Here is a 17,153-nt window from a genome sequence, read left to right as displayed (position 1 = left end):
TTGATGGCCTAAGCGACCGGATCGGCAATTGATTCAGAGATATTCGCTGGCTCCGAGGCGATTGCTTGTGCCCTACTCTCATGCACAGCTGATACCTCTGCTCCTGAAGGGTTAGCTCGTTGGGCTGCTGCTTTAATCAGCCCCAAGAACAACGGGTGGGGAGAGTTAGGCCGTGACTGAAACTCTGGATGAAACTGACTGGCGATAAAGAACGGATGCCCCGGCATTTCAATAATCTCCACCAGTCGGCCATCGGGGGAGGTGCCACTGACCACGTAGCCGGTTTCTAAAAATAGATTGCGATAGGCATTGTTAAACTCATAGCGATGGCGATGGCGCTCATAGATCACCGGCTGGTCGTATAGCTTACTGGCCAGGGTATCTGGCTCTAGGCGACAGGCATACAGCCCCAGACGCATGGTACCGCCTAGATCCACCACATCCTGCTGTTCTGGCAATAGATTAATCACCGCGTTTTCACTGTCAGGATCGATTTCAGAACTGTTGGCTCCAGCCAGGTGGGCTACATTGCGCGCCCATTCCACCACGGCGCACTGCATGCCTAAACAGAGGCCTAAAAACGGAATACCATGTTCTTTAATGTATTGAATTGTGCGAATCTTACCGTCGATACCGCGACTGCCAAAACCACCTGGCACCACAACGCCGTGGACACCGCTGAGGTACTCAGCCGGATCGTAAGCTTCGATGTCTTCTGAACTCACCCAGCGAATGCTGACTTCGGCATGGATTGCGATCGCAGCATGTCTCAACGCTTCGACCACCGACAGATAAGCATCATTCAAGCTCACATACTTACCGACAATGGCAATATCCAGCGTTTGCGTCGGCGTATACAACCGTTCCACCAGGGTGGACCAATGCCCCAGCTCGGGGGTACGAGGTTCTAGATTTAACAAACGAATCGCCTGTTCCGCCAGACCTTCTTTCTCCATCAGCAGCGGCACTTCATAGATGCTAGGGGCATCATTCGCGGCAATCACACAGGCCTCGGGCACATCGCAAAAGTCCGACACCTTTCCCTTAATGTGCTCAGGGATGGGCTGGGCGCAGCGACATACCAGAATATCCGGCTGCAGACCAATGGAGCGCAGTTCCTTCACAGAGTGCTGGGTGGGTTTGGTCTTGATTTCCCCAGCTGCAGGAATGTAGGGAATCAGCGTGACATGCATATAGATAGCATTTTCACGGCCCACATCTTTGCGAAACTGACGAATCGCCTCAAGAAAGGGTAGACCTTCAATGTCGCCCACCGTACCGCCAATTTCCACAATCACCACGTCAGGGTTACGGTTTTGAGCCACCCGACGAATGCGCTCTTTGATTTCATTGGTGACATGGGGGATCACCTGCACCGTCCGCCCGTCGTATTCACCTCGGCGCTCTTTATTAATCACCGCCTGGTAGATTGATCCCGTCGTGACGCTATTGAGGCGCGACATGGAGGTGTCGGTAAACCGTTCATAGTGGCCTAGGTCAAGATCCGTTTCGGCTCCGTCCTCGGTCACAAACACTTCGCCATGCTGAAACGGGCTCATGGTACCAGGGTCAACGTTGATATAGGGATCCAACTTGAGGATAGATACCGAATAGTCGCGGGACTTGAGCAAACGGCCCAGACTAGCGGCCACAATGCCCTTACCAATACTGGAAACGACACCACCCGTGACAAACACAAACTTAGTCATAATGCGATCGCAAAGCGGAGAGATGGGACAGAACCCGTTAATTGTGCCATAGCCTTAGAAAGGCAGATTATTCTCTCAGCGACGGAGAAAACCGTCAGCGGTCCTTGAGTGGAGTCGAAAGGACCGCTGACTCCGCTATAATTTCGCCCGTAGGCTGAATTGAGGGGAGTAAACCATGGCAAATCGATGGGGAATGATGGGTGCGATCGCGCCAGTCTTAGTAGGCCAGTTTGCGATCGCTCAGCCTGCTGTGGCCCACAGTACTGCCCAAACGACCGCCCAAACGACCGCCCAAACCCAACTATTTGTCGCCTATCCCCCCTCCACGCACACAACCACAGCAGACCGCATCTTTTTTATCGGTACCGGCGATCCTGACAGGGATATCCTCATCAACGGAGAACGCATTACCGAGCGCAGCCCTGACGGTCATTTTGCCCCCACGTTACCCTTAGCCATTGGCCAAAATAATTTCACCATCAGCCAGGGCGGTGAAAGCGTCATCTTTATCATCACCCGCGATTCGTTAGAGCCGCCCCAGCCTAACGGCATCGCCTTTGCAGCAGACACCCTAGAGCCCAGCCTTAGTCTCGCTCGTCAACCAGGAGAGCTGATTTGCTTTAGTGCCGTTGCGCCACCCCAGGCAGATGTCACGGTTAACTTACAAAACCAAACAATTCCCCTCAGCCCTCACAGCAGTGTAGAACTACCGCCCAACTACGCCGTACTCACCGAACAGACCGAGCCCTATGTGCTCAGCTCTGCTCAATATGGCGGCTGTGCCACCTTTAATCAGCCAGGAAATTTCGGCACGCCTGAGTTTCAGTTGACGCTCAATGGTCAAACCGTGACTCAAGCAGGGGGTGGTCCGATTGAAATTTTTTCACCCACCGCATTCCAAGTAGCAGAAGTAACCGTCGATTCTGGCATTGCCCGCACTGGTCCCAGCACCAACTACTCTCGTCTAACACCACTTCCTAAAGGGACGCGGGCTGCTGTTACTGGTCGTGAAGGTGAGTGGGTCCGCTTAGACTATGGTGCTTGGATCAAAGCGGCAGAGGTGAATATCTCCTCTAGTCCGGTACCACCGACAACAACTATTCGCGGTATTAGCTCTCGTCAGGTGCCCGAGTGGACTGAAATAGTCTTTCCACTACAGGTGCCGGTACCCATGAGTGTGGAACAGGATACTACCAGTCTCACTCTGGTTCTACATAATACCGTGCCTCAAACAGACACCATCTATTTCTCAGATGACCCGGTGGTAGAGCGGATGGACTGGCAGCCGATCTTACCGGATAAGGCGTCCTACACGTTTCACTTTAAAGCGGATCAGCAGTGGGGTTACAAGCTGCGATATGAAGGCACAAATCTTGTGCTGTCGTTAAAGCACCCTCCTTCTGTTGATGCAACAGATTCTGCAGCCCCGCTTCAGGGGACAACAATATTGCTCGATCCAGGTCATGGCAGCAGCGAAGATTTAGGTGCACGGGGGCCAACGGGGTATCCAGAAAAAGAAGTTGCTCTGTTAATTTCAAAGCTGGTGAGAGATGAGTTAGAAGCGTTAGGTGCAGCCGTTGTGATGGTGCGTGAGGGGGATGATGACCTGTTTCCACGCGATCGCGTCGCGGTAATCGAAGCAACAGAACCGACAATGGCACTGAGCCTGCATTACAATGCCCTGCCAGATAACGGCGATGCTCTAAACACAGCGGGCATTGGTGCCTTTTGGTATCATGCCCAGGCCCATGATTTGGCTCTGTTTTTGCATAATTACCTGGTAGAGACGTTAGACCGTCCTGCCTACGGTGTGTATTGGAATAATCTGGCCCTGACCCGACCTAGCGTCACGCCTAGCGTGCTGTTGGAGTTAGGGTTTATGATCAATCCCTACGAGTTTGAGTGGATTGTAGATCCAGCATCGCAGCAGGAGTTAGCTAAGGCCCTGGCTGATGGAGTCGCTGAGTGGGTGGCTAGTCGATAAGGCTGGTTCAAAAAGGGAATGCCCCTACAGGACTGTCCAGTTTTAATCAGGGTTGTTGAATATTCAACGACTCAAATCAGCAGCGGCAAATAACCTTGAACTCAAGACCCGTGGCTCTCAACCATCCGCTGCATTTGAATTATGTGTTAGCACTCATGCTTTCAATCCTAGTGCGATACTAAATTCTGCGCTATAAATTGCCTTTTCCCAATTCTGCGCTGTTTTAATTTGTTCAACAGTTAGACCTTTCGCCTCCCCAAAATTTGCTTTTTGGATGTTGGCATCCTTGAAACTGGCTCCTTCTAAATTTGCATTCCTAAATCTTGATCCTTGTAGATTGGCTCCTTGGAAATTAGCATTTTGCAGTAGAGCACCATGGAATCCCGCATCGGAAAAGTTTGATTCTTGCAAGCTTGCGTATTGTAGATTAACCCCCCATAACACCGCTTTAGGCAATTGAACTCCTGAAAGAGATACATTTGGGGCAATTAGATAAGCACCTAGCCTATCTGCTCTAAAGCCTGTCGGAAATCTAGTCCTATCATCGTATAGGACTTCTTTCAAGTCCGTACTTTCTAGCTTTGCATCCAACAAACTAGCACCATACAGCCGTGCTCGATAAAGAGAAGCTTTTGACAAATCAGCCCTATCTAAAATAGCGTCTGTTAAATCTACTTCCCTCAAATTAGCTCCTACCATATCTGCTTTGGCTAAATTAATCCGCCTTAACTCTGCTTTGGGCACATCAATGTTTCGCAGCGAAACTCCTTCACCTGCCAAATTCTCTAAAGCCATTTTCCGAGCATTACTAGTAGACGTTCCGGCAGCTATAGCTGCATCAATCACTTGCCAGTATTCAAAGTGTGCTCGTTTGCGCTCAGTTTGAATTCTTTCCTCCCGTTTAGGAATTTCCACAAGAAAAGTAATGACTGCAATGAGAACGCCTAATTTGCTGACGGCATCAAGAATTTTAATGAATGCCCACTTCTCTAGCCACGTTGCAATCGGCTCTGCGAAGACCAAAATAACGGCTAAGGCAATCAACGCAGAAAAGAAAACAATCCCTTGTACTCTTGTCCACCCTCTCATGGCTCAATTAATTCAATATTTATTAGTAATCATATCTTGCAAATAGCTTGACAGCTATGCCCTGCCGAAAGACTGGGGGGTAACGTGGAGCTGAGCGGGCTGCGGTCAATTCCCAGCCTTTTCAACCAGTAGGCATCGAAGTGGTATAAGTTTGAAACCCGCAGGTTGGATTGAGATTGAAACGCCATGCCTCTGAATAGCCCGATCCATAGGTTCCGTAGCTGTAGCCCATATCGTAGGGATAGTAGCCTTTTGGTACTTGTTGGGGGGCAACCTGGTCAAACGATGGGTTGTATTGCTCACTAGACTGGCGTTGAGGCCAACCCAGTGCCTCTCGCCTACTGACTGTTGGGTTTACTGAGTTGAGCTTGGCATGCTTCAGGCTGGCCAGAACTTGGTCTTGAGCGCTCAGGCCAAAGTGACCCTGGGAATAATGGGTCCATAGCTCGTCTGTGGCCTGGAGCAAATAGCAGGGAATGAGTTCATGGCTGGCTGAGCTGCCAAATTCGGCAAAGTTGGCACGACGATAGCGATCAAGTAGGGTTCGAGTGATTTTATCTGCGGCTATCCATTGTTGCTGGGCTAGGGATTGCTCTAGCTGGTTGAGCAATGTGGGAATGCCTGTGTTACCCCAATCTTGAGTTTCACCCCAGCGTTCAGCGGCGTCTTTGAGGCGGCAGTGTTGTTGATCTGGGTTGCGATCGCAGATTGCATAGTAATCTTGGCGAGCTTGGGAGATCGCGATTTCGTGGCGACAGTATTGGAACCGCTGACTGAGGGTGGCGACGCCACCCCAAACACTACCACTGACTCCATTGCCTGTAGTAGCGGGTAGGTGACCGTTGGGGGCTTGGCTAGAGAAGTTGAGGGTGCCGTATTTTTTCCATTGCCCTTGGCGACGCCAACCCACGCGATCGCCAAATTTTTCTGCGATTTCGGGGGTGTATTGTCCCACGGTACCCCCGACGGATTGCCAAATTAGGCGTTGTTGATTAAAGCCAAAACGTCCCTGACTGTGGGTTGTCCAAGCTTGATCAATCTTGACGAGGAGGTTGCAATCTAGGGTTGCGATATCGCTGGGACTGAGCCAACCGTGGGCGGTGCGATCGCTGATAGAAAGCAACAGTCGCAAGGTCTCGGCATCGGCTGCGCGCCAGTTACTTGTGTCAAGTTGCTGAAGCAGAGGGGTGAGATTGTGCGTCTGCTTTTTGTTAATTTTGAGCCGACAGGATTGGATGCCTACGAGCGACAGGGTGAGGATACTAATCCATAATTGCAAGTTTTTTCTTGAAGCATGGTTGGGAGAACGCATGATTGGAGTGGAGTAGGCCTAAGGGACGATCTTGATATCCCTAATTGACAGCCAGGACTGAAAGTAGTGCCACCATCGTCTCATCTTCTAAGGGGTGTTTGGGATCTCCCGTTGGACTTCTGGAAGTGTTAGTTCTTTTTCAAAAAGAAATGATTGAGCAAAATAAAGAACATAAATCCTAGTGATGTAGAAGTAGATAAGAAAAGTACATGTCGATCTTCGAGCCAAGGACCGAAAAATATATCGATAAGATTATCGCCTGCAGTCAACCTCCACACAGCATAAAAAATCAGGATTGAAAAAACACTCAAACTTCCATACCTGCCTAAAGCCTTTTGTTTACAAATTGATCCGAGCAAGAGAGGTAAAAAGACTAACAATATATATAGGCTGCTCAACAGTGCTAACGCCACTAAAAAGATTTGGACAAGACCCTCAGCTATATCTACTTCGCCCATCAGATCTATAAATACTAAATTTTCTGTAATAAGGATTTACGAACAAAGTCGATATGAGAGTAAAGGAGCCGTGTGTCTAACGCTGAAGCAGCTAGATCATGTTGAGAATCGGATGGATTACTGAACCGTAAAACAACATTGGTGTCTAGCAAATATTTAGTCATTATTCGTAAATATCGCCACGGTCAAATGCTTTATCGGATAAGGTAATGCTTGTTTTAGGCAACTGAGCTACCCATCTACGAAAATTATCGGCGCGTTCGACAGGCGTTGCACGTTGCCAAAATGGCATTGACTGTGTCAGTTGCTGAGCCTGAGCTTTGACGGAATTAATAAAGTCAGCAATCTTCCTCAGTTGACTGTCATTGAGCTTATCAATTTCTTGCTTAAGGCTTTCCCGCAGCATGATGTTAGATCTAAATACCATAGCTGTAACGATGATAGCTGATCCGAGCTTTTACTGCTTACATAAGCATAAATACTCTAGGAGCTACACGAACCGATATTCCCTTACAAAGGCTGTATACCAGAGCTTCAAAGGGCTGCTACACAGTTTTCACCAAACAACAATAGATTTATGATCAAACAACTCTTCTACAGTCCCATTGTGCTCCGGAGTTTAGAGAGGTCAGAGAGCTGTTGATTTGCCATTTACCCTGACTAAAAAGTATCCTCATGCCTGTCGGTAATGGGGGCTGGCAATATGTGTTTCCCTCGAAAAGATTCTCTAAAAAAACTTGAACCGGTCGATGGCAGCTGTTACAGAATAGCTATGACATTCGCATGATTCAAGAACTGTTAGGCCATAAGGACGTCAAGACCGCGATGATTTAACCCCTGTGCTTAATCGGGGGGCGTGTGGCGTAGGGAGTCCATTGGATTCTTAATCAACTGCAATATTTTTGGCTTGACGTTACAAATGTATTAGCGGTACTTTAGTTCTCACGCCCTTGTTGGGCATGACCACAAAGCTCAATATTTAGCACTGGCGGCAGGTGCAGCTAACACCACGCCGCCAGCTGACCCCCAGGACTGATCACAGCAGTCGGAGGCTTGGGATACTTTATCCTATTGCTACCCCGGTTTGCATCCATTCTCGGGGTAGCTGAGTCTTGAGCTTTGGTTTCTTCCTAAACCACGCCCAAATCAGGGCCTGTAGCTTTGTGCTGCAAACTTCTGATTCTGGCGATGGCTAAGGATTCACAACGCTAACGTTTGGAGACCAAAGCTTATGTTTCTCGATATCACCCAGGGTGCTGTTGCATCCACCCTGCCGCTTGGCACCGATCCACTACCCGATCATCAGTACGAAACCGTCCGTCATCTAGTGTTTGGCAGCCTCACCGGGGTGCGACTCACCATCCAGGACTTGCACAAAAAACGCTATGCCGAACCCAATGACTGGAGTAAGCCCATCTCCACCGGACGGCCCAATGAGGTCATGGTGATTTTGACCAAACGGGTAACCATCAAGGAATAGCAAACAGCCCCTTTTTACATGCTTGTAAGGGGGGGCACCGGCCTTGAAGTCCTGTGGAGAGTTTACCTTGCTCAAAGGTAAGACGTTGTTGTTGGAACGGATGGCTTGCATCAAAAAGAGAATCGTTGGCAGGTTCGCAACAGCATAACAAGGACGCTCAGCTATGTAGCGGATTGAGTAGTGTCCTACACAGAGAAAATCTGGAATTGAGGGGTGTTACCCTTGAGCTATTGGGTAGATGTCAAGTGGGGCGTAACCATCGGTCACGTCTGATGAGACAGCTGAGGTTAATAAGTGTTTACACGGGGATTGCTGATCGATTAACGACATTCCTGTAAAGCTAGGGTATGCCTGTTAAAAATGTGCGATCGCTAATTGTCATGGAAGCGGCAAAATTAGTAGCATGTAACTTTATTTTATAAAGTGTTTTTAAAATGCTCACGACTTTTGCCTTGTTAAAATTTAGTCTTCCTCATTCCAAGGATAGACTGGACTATAAAGTTAGGAATGTGCTCATTTCTGACTACTGCCAAATCCGCAGGGACCCAAGGCAAGCATGCAGGTATCTTTTCATGATTAGAAGACAGACCTCCAGGTTCACCGTTTCCTCCATTTTCTATTATTTAGTGCTGGGAAGCCTGGCACTCGCGATCGGTGGTTGTACTTCTCACTCTGAGATCGTCGATATTGAGGGTACTGCTGCCTCCCAAGAGAGTATTGCCCAACCGAAAACGGAGCAAATTCAGGACACGCAAGTCCATCTAAACCTAGATGAAGCCGGCATTGCTTTGCGAGGGTATGACCCAGTGTCTTATTTCACAGAGGCTGAGCCAGTCAAAGGTCAGGAGGCTCACAGTTTTACCTGGAATGATGCCACCTGGCATTTTGCAACCGCTGAGAATCGTGACTTATTCAGTAATGAGCCTGAAAAATATGCACCTGCCAATGGTGGCTACTGCACCTTTGGCATTGTTCTGAAAAAAAAGTTTGATGGCGATCCACAAGTATGGTCTGTGATTAAGTCTCGCTTATATGTTTTCCTCAATGAAGATGTCCAGCAGAAGTTTCTACAAGATAGTGCGGGTAATCTTCAGAAGGTTTCTGCTAACTGGCCTGTTATTCAGTTCAAATCGCCTGGGGAGCTTTAAGCCAGACCTATTCGCTTCGGCCCCATGATTTGGCAAAGACTCAAGTTCCTCTCCCGATTTTCCTCCTTTGCGGTAGTTGCCTTGGCAGCGACCGCAACGTTGGCATTTTTAGATTTTCAAGATCGATCGCAGAATAATGCCCTTATTCAAGAACAGGCAAAACTTCTGTTAGTGAAAGATCGCTTAAATCAGATAGAGTCATCGATGCTGATGGCACGTCTACAGGAATTTCGGATTAACCAAGCTCAAGCTCCGTCTAACTCATCTGATTTTACAGACCAGCTGGAGCACGCTAAGCACATTGCCAAACTTTTACTGCAGAGCTATCGACAGGCTGGAGATGAGGAGATTGCCGATTCCCTGGAGACGTTTCTTGCGATCGCACAGAAGTACGAGCATTCAGTCAATCAAACCCAGACAATTCATGCGCGCATAGCCGTCGATGATAATCGCTCAGGGATTTTAGCCGAACTCCAAGCTGTCAAAGAGCGTATTCAAACTGAGCTAAACACCGCCAACCAGCAGGACTTAATAACAAAGTTCTTGCACATACAGCTTTATGAGCAGAAGTTTAGCAGCACCTTAGACATGCGGCTGTCTGATCGCCTAGTGGACCAGGTGATCGAACTAGAGCAAGTGGTCAAATCTGACCTTGCAGATTCTGCTCCTGGTACAGAAGATCTAACACTTGCAGTGCAGCGATACCGTGAACTCGTGGTCGAACTCATGTACAGTACGGTGGAGCTAGAGTTGTCGATGGCTGAAGCTTCCCTGCAATTTGATCGCATTGCCCCGAGTATTTCCGATAGTCAGCAGGAAGTGAATGAGTTACTGAATGTAACCACTGAGCGACTTCAGTCTCAACGACAGATTTCTAGTTTGCAAACGGGTTTTGTCTTTAGCATTGTTTTTGCTCTGCTGATTATATTTACCCTATTACAGATTCGCAGTGCTCAATTGTTACGTCTGCGTTTGCGACAATTAAAAAATGCCATCAATGAGATGGCGACAGGGCATTTTGAGCTGGCCGGAGACCTACCCAAAGGCACGGATGAAGTCGGTACCTTAGCTCACAACTTTCAAACGATGTCCACTCAAATTCAGAGCCAAATAGAGACCATTTGTGAAGAAAAACAAAAGGCAGAAGTCGCTAGCCAGGCCAAGTCTCGATTTTTGGCCAATATGAGTCACGAAATTCGCACACCGATGAATGGCGTCATTGGCACCACTAGCCTGTTACTAAATACCGACTTAACGCTGGAGCAGCATCAATATTTAGATATTATTCGCAATAGCAGTGAGAGCTTGCTCAATATTATTAATGACATTCTCGATTTCTCTAAAATTGAATCAGGCTACATGGTCTTAGAGGAGTTTTCCTTTGCTCTGAGAAACTGTATTGAAGATGTTTTAGATCTGTTTGCCAGTGCAGCCTCTGAGAAAAAATTGCGGCTGTCATATCAAATCGCCAACGATGTTCCTGCCTATATTCGCGGTGATGTGAATCGGCTGCGTCAGGTTCTGGTGAATTTAGTCAGCAATGCTATCAAATTTACAGAGCAGGGAAAAATTCTGATTTCAGTCAGGTCCATACGGACTGAAATATCCTACCCACAGCCACTAGATGCGCAACCATCGCACCATGGTCAAGTTATAGCGCCCATCACGTTAGAATTTTCAGTTCAAGATACGGGTATTGGCATTCCAACTGATGGCATCCATAAACTGTTTAAGGACTTTTCTCAAATTGATAGCTCCATTACCCGCAAATATGGAGGTACAGGGTTAGGCTTAGCTATTTGTAAACGCTTGGTAACCTTGATGGGGGGAAAAATCTGGGTTATCAGTAAAATCAGGCAAGGCTCGATGTTTTGTTTCACGATTCAAACCCAGTGGGCAGATGTACCAGCTCAGGCCTACGGTAATGCTCAGACTGTAGAGCAGGATAACAGTGCACAAGCTTCTCTCCCTGTAGGTCTTACCCCTGCACATGACAACCATGGGGTGGACCATCAAGATGTGCTCAGAGTCCTAGTCGCTGAAGATCATCCGGTCAACCAGATGGTAATGCTGCGTATTTTGTCACAGTTGGGCTACTCGGGAGATCTGGCCACTAATGGAGTAGAGGTGTTAGAGGCTCTAGAGCATCAGCGTTATGACATGATTTTTATGGATCTGCAAATGCCTAAAATGGGAGGCTTAGAAGCAACTGAGAAAATTGTTGAAAAATGGGGAAAACACCGTCCAACCATTATTGCTGTAACAGCTAATGCACAGCAGGAAGATCAGGAAGCTTGTTTAGCAGCGGGTATGGATGATTATGTGAGCAAGCCCTTTAAGCTAAATCAGATCCAAGCCATTTTTTCAAAATGGGAAACCAGCAAACCTGTTGTGCAGTAGCCGACCAAGGTGAAATCTAGAGGGACCAAAAGTAATCAGTCTAGTAGAGGTTAGAAGCTCCTAACTTAGTTGTTGGTTCAAAGGTAATTCGAGATCTCGATCAGATTCTGGTCGGGATCTCGGAAGTACAAGGAGATGATGGGGCCAGTTGCCCCTGTCCGTTTGATTGGGCCTTCGAGGACTTCCACATTAACGGAGGCCAAGTGGCTGACGACTTCATCAATTGGTGTTTCGGTGATAAGGCAAAGATCGATCGACCCTGGTGTAGGCATATGAGCTTTTGGTTCATACTCTTTATCGATCTCATGTAAATTAAATCTCTGTGCCCCAAAAGATAGAGCTGTTCGACTTTCGCCAAAAGTAATAATGTCCATGCCGAGTGCGCGCAGATAGAACTCGCATGTCACATCAATACTATTCACGGTCATAACAATGTGATCAATTTTGTTTATCTTCACGTGCAGACAATTTCCTTATAGCAGTCGATGTTTATGGTGCATTCCTAAAAGTTTATCAGTGTAGAGAAAGAAGGTATACCAAGAAACACACCACACGGCATTTGCTGTTTATAATTATCGATTGTAAACAGCTGTGATACTTCTACTGTCAAGCATATTGGCATGAATCATAAAGCCGACCAGCGCATTGCTTGGATCTTCAGGCAGTTCCAGACGCTCTGTACCCAGGGCATAGACCGTGAAGATATAACGATGAACTTCACCTGGAGGAGGGCAAGCGCCTCCAAACCCAATCGCACCGTAGTCATTTCGAATTTCAAGCGCCTCTCCTGGCAGATTGTTATTGATACTGGCATTCTGAGAAACAGAACTGGTAGAGGCCGGGAGATTAACAACATTCCAATGCCACCAGCCTGATCCGGTTGGTGCGTCTGGATCATAGGCAGTGATTGCAAAGCTTCTTGTCCCTTCCGGTGCTCCAGTCCATGATAATTGGGGTGACTGATTTTCACCTTCACATCCAAAACCCTCAAAAACATGAGCGTTGGTTAACTGTGCGCCTTCGGAGACTGTTGTACTGGTCAATTCAAACTCCTGCGCAGATGCAGAGGATGCGATAGTGGTAGCGAGCAAGAAGCCAAGGGCAGTAACCTTACTAAGCATGAGCGTGGTCCTTTTTACCTTGAGTATTGTTTATACTATGAATTTAGCAAGGACTGTTTCACTTTACTTTCACCAATCAGGCAAGATCTATCGAAAATCGCTCAAACTTCTACCTTACGAATCTCACTTGGCTGGATGCCAAATCTCTTCCTAAACGAATCGGAAAAATGGGACGGTGTTTTAAAGCCACACGTATAGGCGATTGCTGAAATTGGCATATCTGTTGATTGCAAGAGACTGAGCCCATGCTCCAGTCGTGTATTCTGCAGTATTTTGGAAAATCCTTGCCCAGATTTGGCTAGCCAGCGCCGCATGGTTGCCTCACTGATGGCAAAATGATCAGCCACTTCATTGGACCGCCAAGGATGGCTTAAATCTGTTTCGATTAGTCTTCTGACCTTACTCAGTGGTTTCTCTTCTTCATGAGATGAGAGATGAATCCCATTATATTTTAACCAGATCAGGGGCTCCAGTAGGCGATGCTGTTTGATCGGTTCCGGTAGGTCTGCATCGTTTAACGTGGCCTGAATAGCATGTAATATTTGGAGGGTCTGGCCTGCGCTGGCTGGCACAATCTGGATGCCAGCTGGTTCAGTATTGGAGTTTTTATGGGAAAACACCGTCTCGATCATCTGATGCGGGAAGCAAACGCCAGTGGCTCGATAATCATTGTCAAGCACTGGTCGGTTTTCCAGCGTTATTATAGATCCAGGAGAAAATATCATCACATCTTCAGTATGACCGATCAATTCGCCATTGATGGGGCACAGTACTCGCTTACTGCCAACCTGAATGAAGACCAAAAATGTGTGTTGAAAGTACAGATCTGTAAACGTAGCTCTCGTTGCCTGAGAGATTGACAATACGGACACATCTGCGGTAGAGCTGGCTTCCGGTATATCCATTTGCTTAACTGGTCGGTCCATACTCCATAATTATCGATCCAATCAGATTTGGGTCAATAAACCTATCGTTTCGAAAATTTCAATATATCAATCACTCGATAGGTCATCATCTGCCCTTTACCCTTGATGGCAATCTGGCCAATGGGCTCAATGTGAAACTGATGCTGGATCAGCTGAAACGTACTTTCCGTGATTTGAATCATGCCCGGTGTTCCATGGGATTCCATGCGGCTAGCAGTATTCACTGTATCGCCCCAAAGGTCATAAATATACTTTTTAATACCAATTACTCCAGCCACCACAGGTCCCGAGTTAATACCAATCCGAATGCTTAAATTGTGACCTGTTTCCCAATTAAACTTGTCGATCACGGTTTGTATATCAAGGGCAAACATGACTACAGCCTGGGCATGATCGGCTCGGGGCTCTGGCAAGCCGCCGACAGCCATATAGGCATCACCAATGGTTTTGATTTTCTCTAACCCGTGTTTTTCCACTAGTTGGTCAAAAGCAGAGAAAATATTATTCAACAGAGAAACTAACTTCTCTGGAGAGATCTGGGTTGATAGCTGGGTAAACCCAACAATATCAGCAAACAAAACGGTGACATTAGGAAAACCATCGGCAATGGCCTGGGGCTCTTGCTTGAGCCGCTGAGCGATCGGTTGGGGTAAGATATTGAGCAACAGATTTTCTGATTTTTGTTGTTCTATTGCTAGCTGAGCGGCTGTTTGTTGGGTCTCTTGCAAGGACTGTTTTAAGGCATCTAGGGCTTGATAAATCTTGCGCGTAGCTGGCCGAAAGATTAAACAGCCTTCTAAAATCAAGACGGTAATTGTCACTAGAAAAAGGCTGTGCTCAAGGCGCTTCAGATTATTTGCTTCAAGGGCAACCTGTTGATTGTAGGCCAGGATCAATTGATCCATGTCGTTGATAAACGCTCTTTCTGTCTCCAGCAGCTGGTCGATATCATCCATATTTTGCCTTTGTGCTTGACCATTGCCGCTTGGGTTCTCGGTTGAGACATCTGCGACTGCTGCTTTGGCCGCTCTCACTAAGGCTTCATATTGGTGAGAAAGGTCGGTGGTCATGGCTTGCACCTGTTGCTGTTGTTGCCCTGATAGGTGCGTTGCTGTTTGCAGCGCAACCAACCTTTGCTGCCATGATTCTGCGCTTTGAATAATGTTCTGTAAGTGGGCGGCATGCTCCTGTTTCGTGTCATCCGCCAGGGGCAGTCCTAGAGCCAGGGTTGATTTGACCAATTGTTGGCTGACTAACTGTTGTCGTTGGGCTGCCGTAATAACCTGAATGTCTAGATTTTGCTCGTTGAGTAACCGTTGTATCCGGAACTGACCCATGATGGCCAGGGTTGCGATCGCACCCAATGACGAAATGTATAAAATCGTCAATCGACGGCTAGTATTTTCCGGCAAATTCTTCATACGCTGGCGACCCCAGACAGATCTGTATTGATATCAGGACAGCACTCACATTATTCCCGTACCAAACCCAGTCGTCCGGTAGAGTCCGGATTTTTTGCGGTCCTTGACGTCTCAGATGCAATCTTTAGCAAGCCGCCGGGTCTTGAACTCACGCCCCCACTCCTGCATAAGAAAGAGAATTGCCTCCAGGGAGCGTCCAAACTCCGTTAGCTCGTACTCGACACGAGGCGGCACTTCGGCATAGACATGGCGCGCGATGACGCCATCTGCCTCTAACTCACGCAGCTGTAAAGTGATCATGCGTTCTGTTGCATTGGGAGTGAGACGTCGCAGTTCACCGAAGCGCTTGCGCCCGTCAAGCAGATGGCACATGAGTATGGGCTTCCATCGACCGCCGATGACACTTAGCGTGGCTTCCACATCACATCCCGTTTTCCAGTTATACTTCCGCGTCATTGCTGGGTCCCAATTTGGTCCTATATTTCCATTACTTACAAAAATGTAGGTACTTGTCAATATTGTTTGTTGTGGCCTACGCTAATTTTTGACTAGGGACACCAGCAAAAGTAAAAAAGCGTGTTCTGGCTTACTCTCATCCTTTTAGATCCGGTAACCATTACGAACTAACGCCTCGACGGAAACCAGTACCCTAAACTCATAGGAGATGCCCAATGAAAGATACCTTCACCACTTTCAACGTTCATGTGGAAAATGCGATCGCATGGGTCACGTTTGACTATCCGCCGGTCAACATTCAGGGTTTACCCATGCTTGCTGACCTAAATACGTTGGCGCAAAGGCTAGAAACAAATCGCGACATCAAAGTTGTTGTCTTCCAATCTGCCCATCCAGAGATTTTTGTGGCCCATGCCGACACGGATTTTCTCAAGGAGATGTCCGCGACTGCAGTCTCCCGTGATGAGGTTAAACTGCTTGACCTGCAATCCACGCTGGAACGCATCAGCAAGCTGCCCCAGGCCACAATTGCTAAGATTGAAGGCTTCGCCCGCGGCGGTGGGCATGAATTTGCCCTGGCCTGCGACATGCGCTTTGCCGCCCGTGGTAAAGCAAAGTTTATGCAAATGGAAGTTGGCATGGGCATCCTGCCCTGTGGTGGTGGGGCATCTCGCATGGCTCGTCAGACAGGTCTGGGGCGCGCACTGGAGATTATCCTGGGGGCCAGAGACTATGATGCCGACCAGGCCGAAGCCTATGGCACCATTAATAAGGCGCTCGACCCCGATGCAATCGGCCCGTTTGTCGAATCACTGGCCAACCGTATCGCCCTTTGGCCCGCCGAGTCGATCAATGCGTGCAAACAGGCTGTCTATGCCTCAATTGACATGCCGATTGAAGATGCCCTGAAAGAAGAGGCCTATTGGCTCTATCAGGCAACGAGTCAAACCCCAGCATTGAAGCGCTTTAAATGGGCCGACGACAACGGTGCACAGTTCGATATGAACAATCAGCACGGTTGGGAAGAGATGCTGACCAGTGTTCAGGAGATTCAGTAAAGCAGCTTTCCCAGACTTGCTACTGAACAGAATTAAATATGTTCAAATCTATTGATACTAAAGGATTTCAGCCTATCAATCGAGGATATAATTCCGTGTTCCGGCCACATCGGTTAAGCCTTGGATTGGTGGTGCCAATTGAGACCTATGCAAAGAGTCCGGTACCGACCATGGCCGATCACGTCAAACGTATTCAACTCGTTGAAGAACTGGGATTTTCGGCCATCTGGTTGCGAGATGTACCGTTCAACGTGCCGTCATTTGGGGATGCTGGTCAGACTTACGACCCCTTTGTCTATCTAGGGCTTTTAGCTGGCCAGACTGAGCGGATCGCCCTGGGTGTTGCCAGTATTATTTTACCGCTGCGACATCCAGCCCATGTTGCTAAGGCTGCAGTCACCGCTGATGTACTTTCTGGTGGGCGACTGATTCTGGGTGTGGCTTCGGGTGACCGACCAGAGGAGTAAGTAGATCGCCAAAAACCTTTACATCATTCATGATGATGTAAAACCCGTTAGTAATAGATAGTCTATCGCTCAATGAAACAGCGCTTTATCCAGGGATTGAGTCCAGAAACGATCCACTTACTCC

Annotated in this window: 16 protein-coding genes; 6 read left to right on the top strand and 10 right to left on the bottom strand. The window is 47.9% G+C overall.

All coding sequences use genetic code 11. The annotated features are described in order from the left end of the window. Positions 1 to 8 precede the first annotated feature (8 nt). Positions 9 to 1,709 (bottom strand): CTP synthase, encoded by a 1,701-nt coding sequence (locus tag IQ260_RS04305; protein ID WP_193991200.1) that lies wholly within the window; start codon positions 1,707 to 1,709, stop codon positions 9 to 11. Between the two features lie 175 nt (positions 1,710 to 1,884). On the opposite strand from IQ260_RS04305, the gene IQ260_RS04300 reads away from it, so the two are divergent. Further along, positions 1,885 to 3,693 carry an N-acetylmuramoyl-L-alanine amidase gene (locus IQ260_RS04300; RefSeq protein ID WP_193991198.1) on the top strand — a complete coding sequence of 603 codons (1,809 nt, stop codon included), beginning with the start codon at positions 1,885 to 1,887 and terminating at the stop codon, positions 3,691 to 3,693. Between the two features lie 153 nt (positions 3,694 to 3,846). On the opposite strand, the gene IQ260_RS04295 is transcribed toward IQ260_RS04300, so the two are convergent. The 4 genes from IQ260_RS04295 to IQ260_RS04280 all read right to left on the bottom strand — a co-directional run bounded on the left by IQ260_RS04295 (position 3,847) and on the right by IQ260_RS04280 (position 6,979). Further along, positions 3,847 to 4,782, bottom strand: coding sequence for a pentapeptide repeat-containing protein (locus IQ260_RS04295; RefSeq protein ID WP_193991196.1), 936 nt, complete (start codon positions 4,780 to 4,782; stop codon positions 3,847 to 3,849). Positions 4,783 to 4,903: 121 nt separating this feature from the next. Continuing rightward, positions 4,904 to 6,094 carry a GUN4 domain-containing protein gene (locus IQ260_RS04290; RefSeq protein ID WP_193991194.1) on the bottom strand — a complete coding sequence of 397 codons (1,191 nt, stop codon included), beginning with the start codon at positions 6,092 to 6,094 and terminating at the stop codon, positions 4,904 to 4,906. 128 nt (positions 6,095 to 6,222) lie between these two features. Then, positions 6,223 to 6,552 carry a hypothetical protein gene (locus IQ260_RS04285; RefSeq protein ID WP_193991193.1) on the bottom strand — a complete coding sequence of 110 codons (330 nt, stop codon included), beginning with the start codon at positions 6,550 to 6,552 and terminating at the stop codon, positions 6,223 to 6,225. A 163-nt stretch (positions 6,553 to 6,715) separates the two neighbouring features. Beyond that, positions 6,716 to 6,979 (bottom strand): nucleotide exchange factor GrpE, encoded by a 264-nt coding sequence (locus IQ260_RS04280; RefSeq protein ID WP_228015535.1) that lies wholly within the window; start codon positions 6,977 to 6,979, stop codon positions 6,716 to 6,718. Between the two features lie 804 nt (positions 6,980 to 7,783). Here IQ260_RS04280 and IQ260_RS04275 point away from each other — a divergent pair. The 3 genes from IQ260_RS04275 to IQ260_RS04265 all read left to right on the top strand — a co-directional run bounded on the left by IQ260_RS04275 (position 7,784) and on the right by IQ260_RS04265 (position 11,580). Beyond that, entirely contained in the window at positions 7,784 to 8,032 is a 249-nt protein-coding gene (locus tag IQ260_RS04275) for a hypothetical protein (protein WP_193991191.1), read from the top strand. A gap of 572 nt (positions 8,033 to 8,604) precedes the next feature. Continuing rightward, positions 8,605 to 9,180: a YHS domain-containing (seleno)protein gene (locus IQ260_RS04270; protein ID WP_193991189.1), complete on the top strand. Its 576-nt coding sequence runs from the start codon at positions 8,605 to 8,607 to the stop codon at positions 9,178 to 9,180. A gap of 24 nt (positions 9,181 to 9,204) precedes the next feature. Then, a complete protein-coding gene (locus IQ260_RS04265) occupies positions 9,205 to 11,580 on the top strand; it encodes a hybrid sensor histidine kinase/response regulator (protein WP_193991187.1) in 2,376 nt (791 codons plus the stop codon). 77 nt (positions 11,581 to 11,657) lie between these two features. On the opposite strand, the gene IQ260_RS04260 is transcribed toward IQ260_RS04265, so the two are convergent. The 5 genes from IQ260_RS04260 to IQ260_RS04240 form a co-directional block, all read right to left on the bottom strand. After that, positions 11,658 to 12,038 (bottom strand): VOC family protein, encoded by a 381-nt coding sequence (locus IQ260_RS04260; protein WP_193991185.1) that lies wholly within the window; start codon positions 12,036 to 12,038, stop codon positions 11,658 to 11,660. A 114-nt stretch (positions 12,039 to 12,152) separates the two neighbouring features. Continuing rightward, positions 12,153 to 12,701 (bottom strand): YbhB/YbcL family Raf kinase inhibitor-like protein, encoded by a 549-nt coding sequence (locus tag IQ260_RS04255; protein ID WP_193991183.1) that lies wholly within the window; start codon positions 12,699 to 12,701, stop codon positions 12,153 to 12,155. Between the two features lie 101 nt (positions 12,702 to 12,802). Next, the gene (locus IQ260_RS04250; protein WP_193991181.1) at positions 12,803 to 13,606 is read right to left on the bottom strand and encodes a helix-turn-helix transcriptional regulator; all 804 of its coding nucleotides are present in this window, start codon (positions 13,604 to 13,606) and stop codon (positions 12,803 to 12,805) included. 62 nt (positions 13,607 to 13,668) lie between these two features. Beyond that, a complete protein-coding gene (locus IQ260_RS04245; protein WP_193991179.1) occupies positions 13,669 to 15,048 on the bottom strand; it encodes an adenylate/guanylate cyclase domain-containing protein in 1,380 nt (459 codons plus the stop codon). A gap of 111 nt (positions 15,049 to 15,159) precedes the next feature. Beyond that, entirely contained in the window at positions 15,160 to 15,504 is a 345-nt protein-coding gene (locus tag IQ260_RS04240; RefSeq protein WP_193991177.1) for a winged helix-turn-helix transcriptional regulator, read from the bottom strand. Positions 15,505 to 15,719: 215 nt separating this feature from the next. Here IQ260_RS04240 and IQ260_RS04235 point away from each other — a divergent pair, with 215 nt between their 5' ends. Beyond that, the gene (locus IQ260_RS04235; protein ID WP_193991175.1) at positions 15,720 to 16,562 is read left to right on the top strand and encodes an enoyl-CoA hydratase/isomerase family protein; all 843 of its coding nucleotides are present in this window, start codon (positions 15,720 to 15,722) and stop codon (positions 16,560 to 16,562) included. A gap of 95 nt (positions 16,563 to 16,657) precedes the next feature. Further along, on the top strand, positions 16,658 to 17,029 hold the full coding sequence (locus tag IQ260_RS04230; protein ID WP_322744896.1) for an LLM class flavin-dependent oxidoreductase: 372 nt from the start codon (positions 16,658 to 16,660) through the stop codon (positions 17,027 to 17,029). Positions 17,030 to 17,153 lie beyond the last annotated feature (124 nt).

Source organism: Leptolyngbya cf. ectocarpi LEGE 11479 (assembly GCF_015207065.1).
GTDB classification, from domain to species: Bacteria; Cyanobacteriota; Cyanobacteriia; order Phormidesmidales; family Phormidesmidaceae; genus Leptothoe; species Leptothoe ectocarpi.
Note: the sequence above shows the minus strand (reverse complement) of the source record. Positions and strands in the feature narration are given on the sequence as shown.

Coding starts and splice junctions, on each gene's coding strand:
- IQ260_RS04295 (WP_193991196.1), bottom strand. CDS start 4,782: ATGAGAGGGTGGACAAGAGTACAAGGGATTGTTTTCTTTTCTGCGTTG.
- IQ260_RS04270 (WP_193991189.1), top strand. CDS start 8,605: ATGATTAGAAGACAGACCTCCAGGTTCACCGTTTCCTCCATTTTCTAT.
- IQ260_RS04245 (WP_193991179.1), bottom strand. CDS start 15,048: ATGAAGAATTTGCCGGAAAATACTAGCCGTCGATTGACGATTTTATAC.
- IQ260_RS04290 (WP_193991194.1), bottom strand. CDS start 6,094: ATGCGTTCTCCCAACCATGCTTCAAGAAAAAACTTGCAATTATGGATT.
- IQ260_RS04235 (WP_193991175.1), top strand. CDS start 15,720: ATGAAAGATACCTTCACCACTTTCAACGTTCATGTGGAAAATGCGATC.
- IQ260_RS04305 (WP_193991200.1), bottom strand. CDS start 1,709: ATGACTAAGTTTGTGTTTGTCACGGGTGGTGTCGTTTCCAGTATTGGT.
- IQ260_RS04280 (WP_228015535.1), bottom strand. CDS start 6,979: ATGGTATTTAGATCTAACATCATGCTGCGGGAAAGCCTTAAGCAAGAA.
- IQ260_RS04255 (WP_193991183.1), bottom strand. CDS start 12,701: ATGCTTAGTAAGGTTACTGCCCTTGGCTTCTTGCTCGCTACCACTATC.
- IQ260_RS04285 (WP_193991193.1), bottom strand. CDS start 6,552: ATGGGCGAAGTAGATATAGCTGAGGGTCTTGTCCAAATCTTTTTAGTG.
- IQ260_RS04240 (WP_193991177.1), bottom strand. CDS start 15,504: ATGACGCGGAAGTATAACTGGAAAACGGGATGTGATGTGGAAGCCACG.
- IQ260_RS04300 (WP_193991198.1), top strand. CDS start 1,885: ATGGCAAATCGATGGGGAATGATGGGTGCGATCGCGCCAGTCTTAGTA.
- IQ260_RS04275 (WP_193991191.1), top strand. CDS start 7,784: ATGTTTCTCGATATCACCCAGGGTGCTGTTGCATCCACCCTGCCGCTT.
- IQ260_RS04250 (WP_193991181.1), bottom strand. CDS start 13,606: ATGGATATACCGGAAGCCAGCTCTACCGCAGATGTGTCCGTATTGTCA.
- IQ260_RS04265 (WP_193991187.1), top strand. CDS start 9,205: ATGATTTGGCAAAGACTCAAGTTCCTCTCCCGATTTTCCTCCTTTGCG.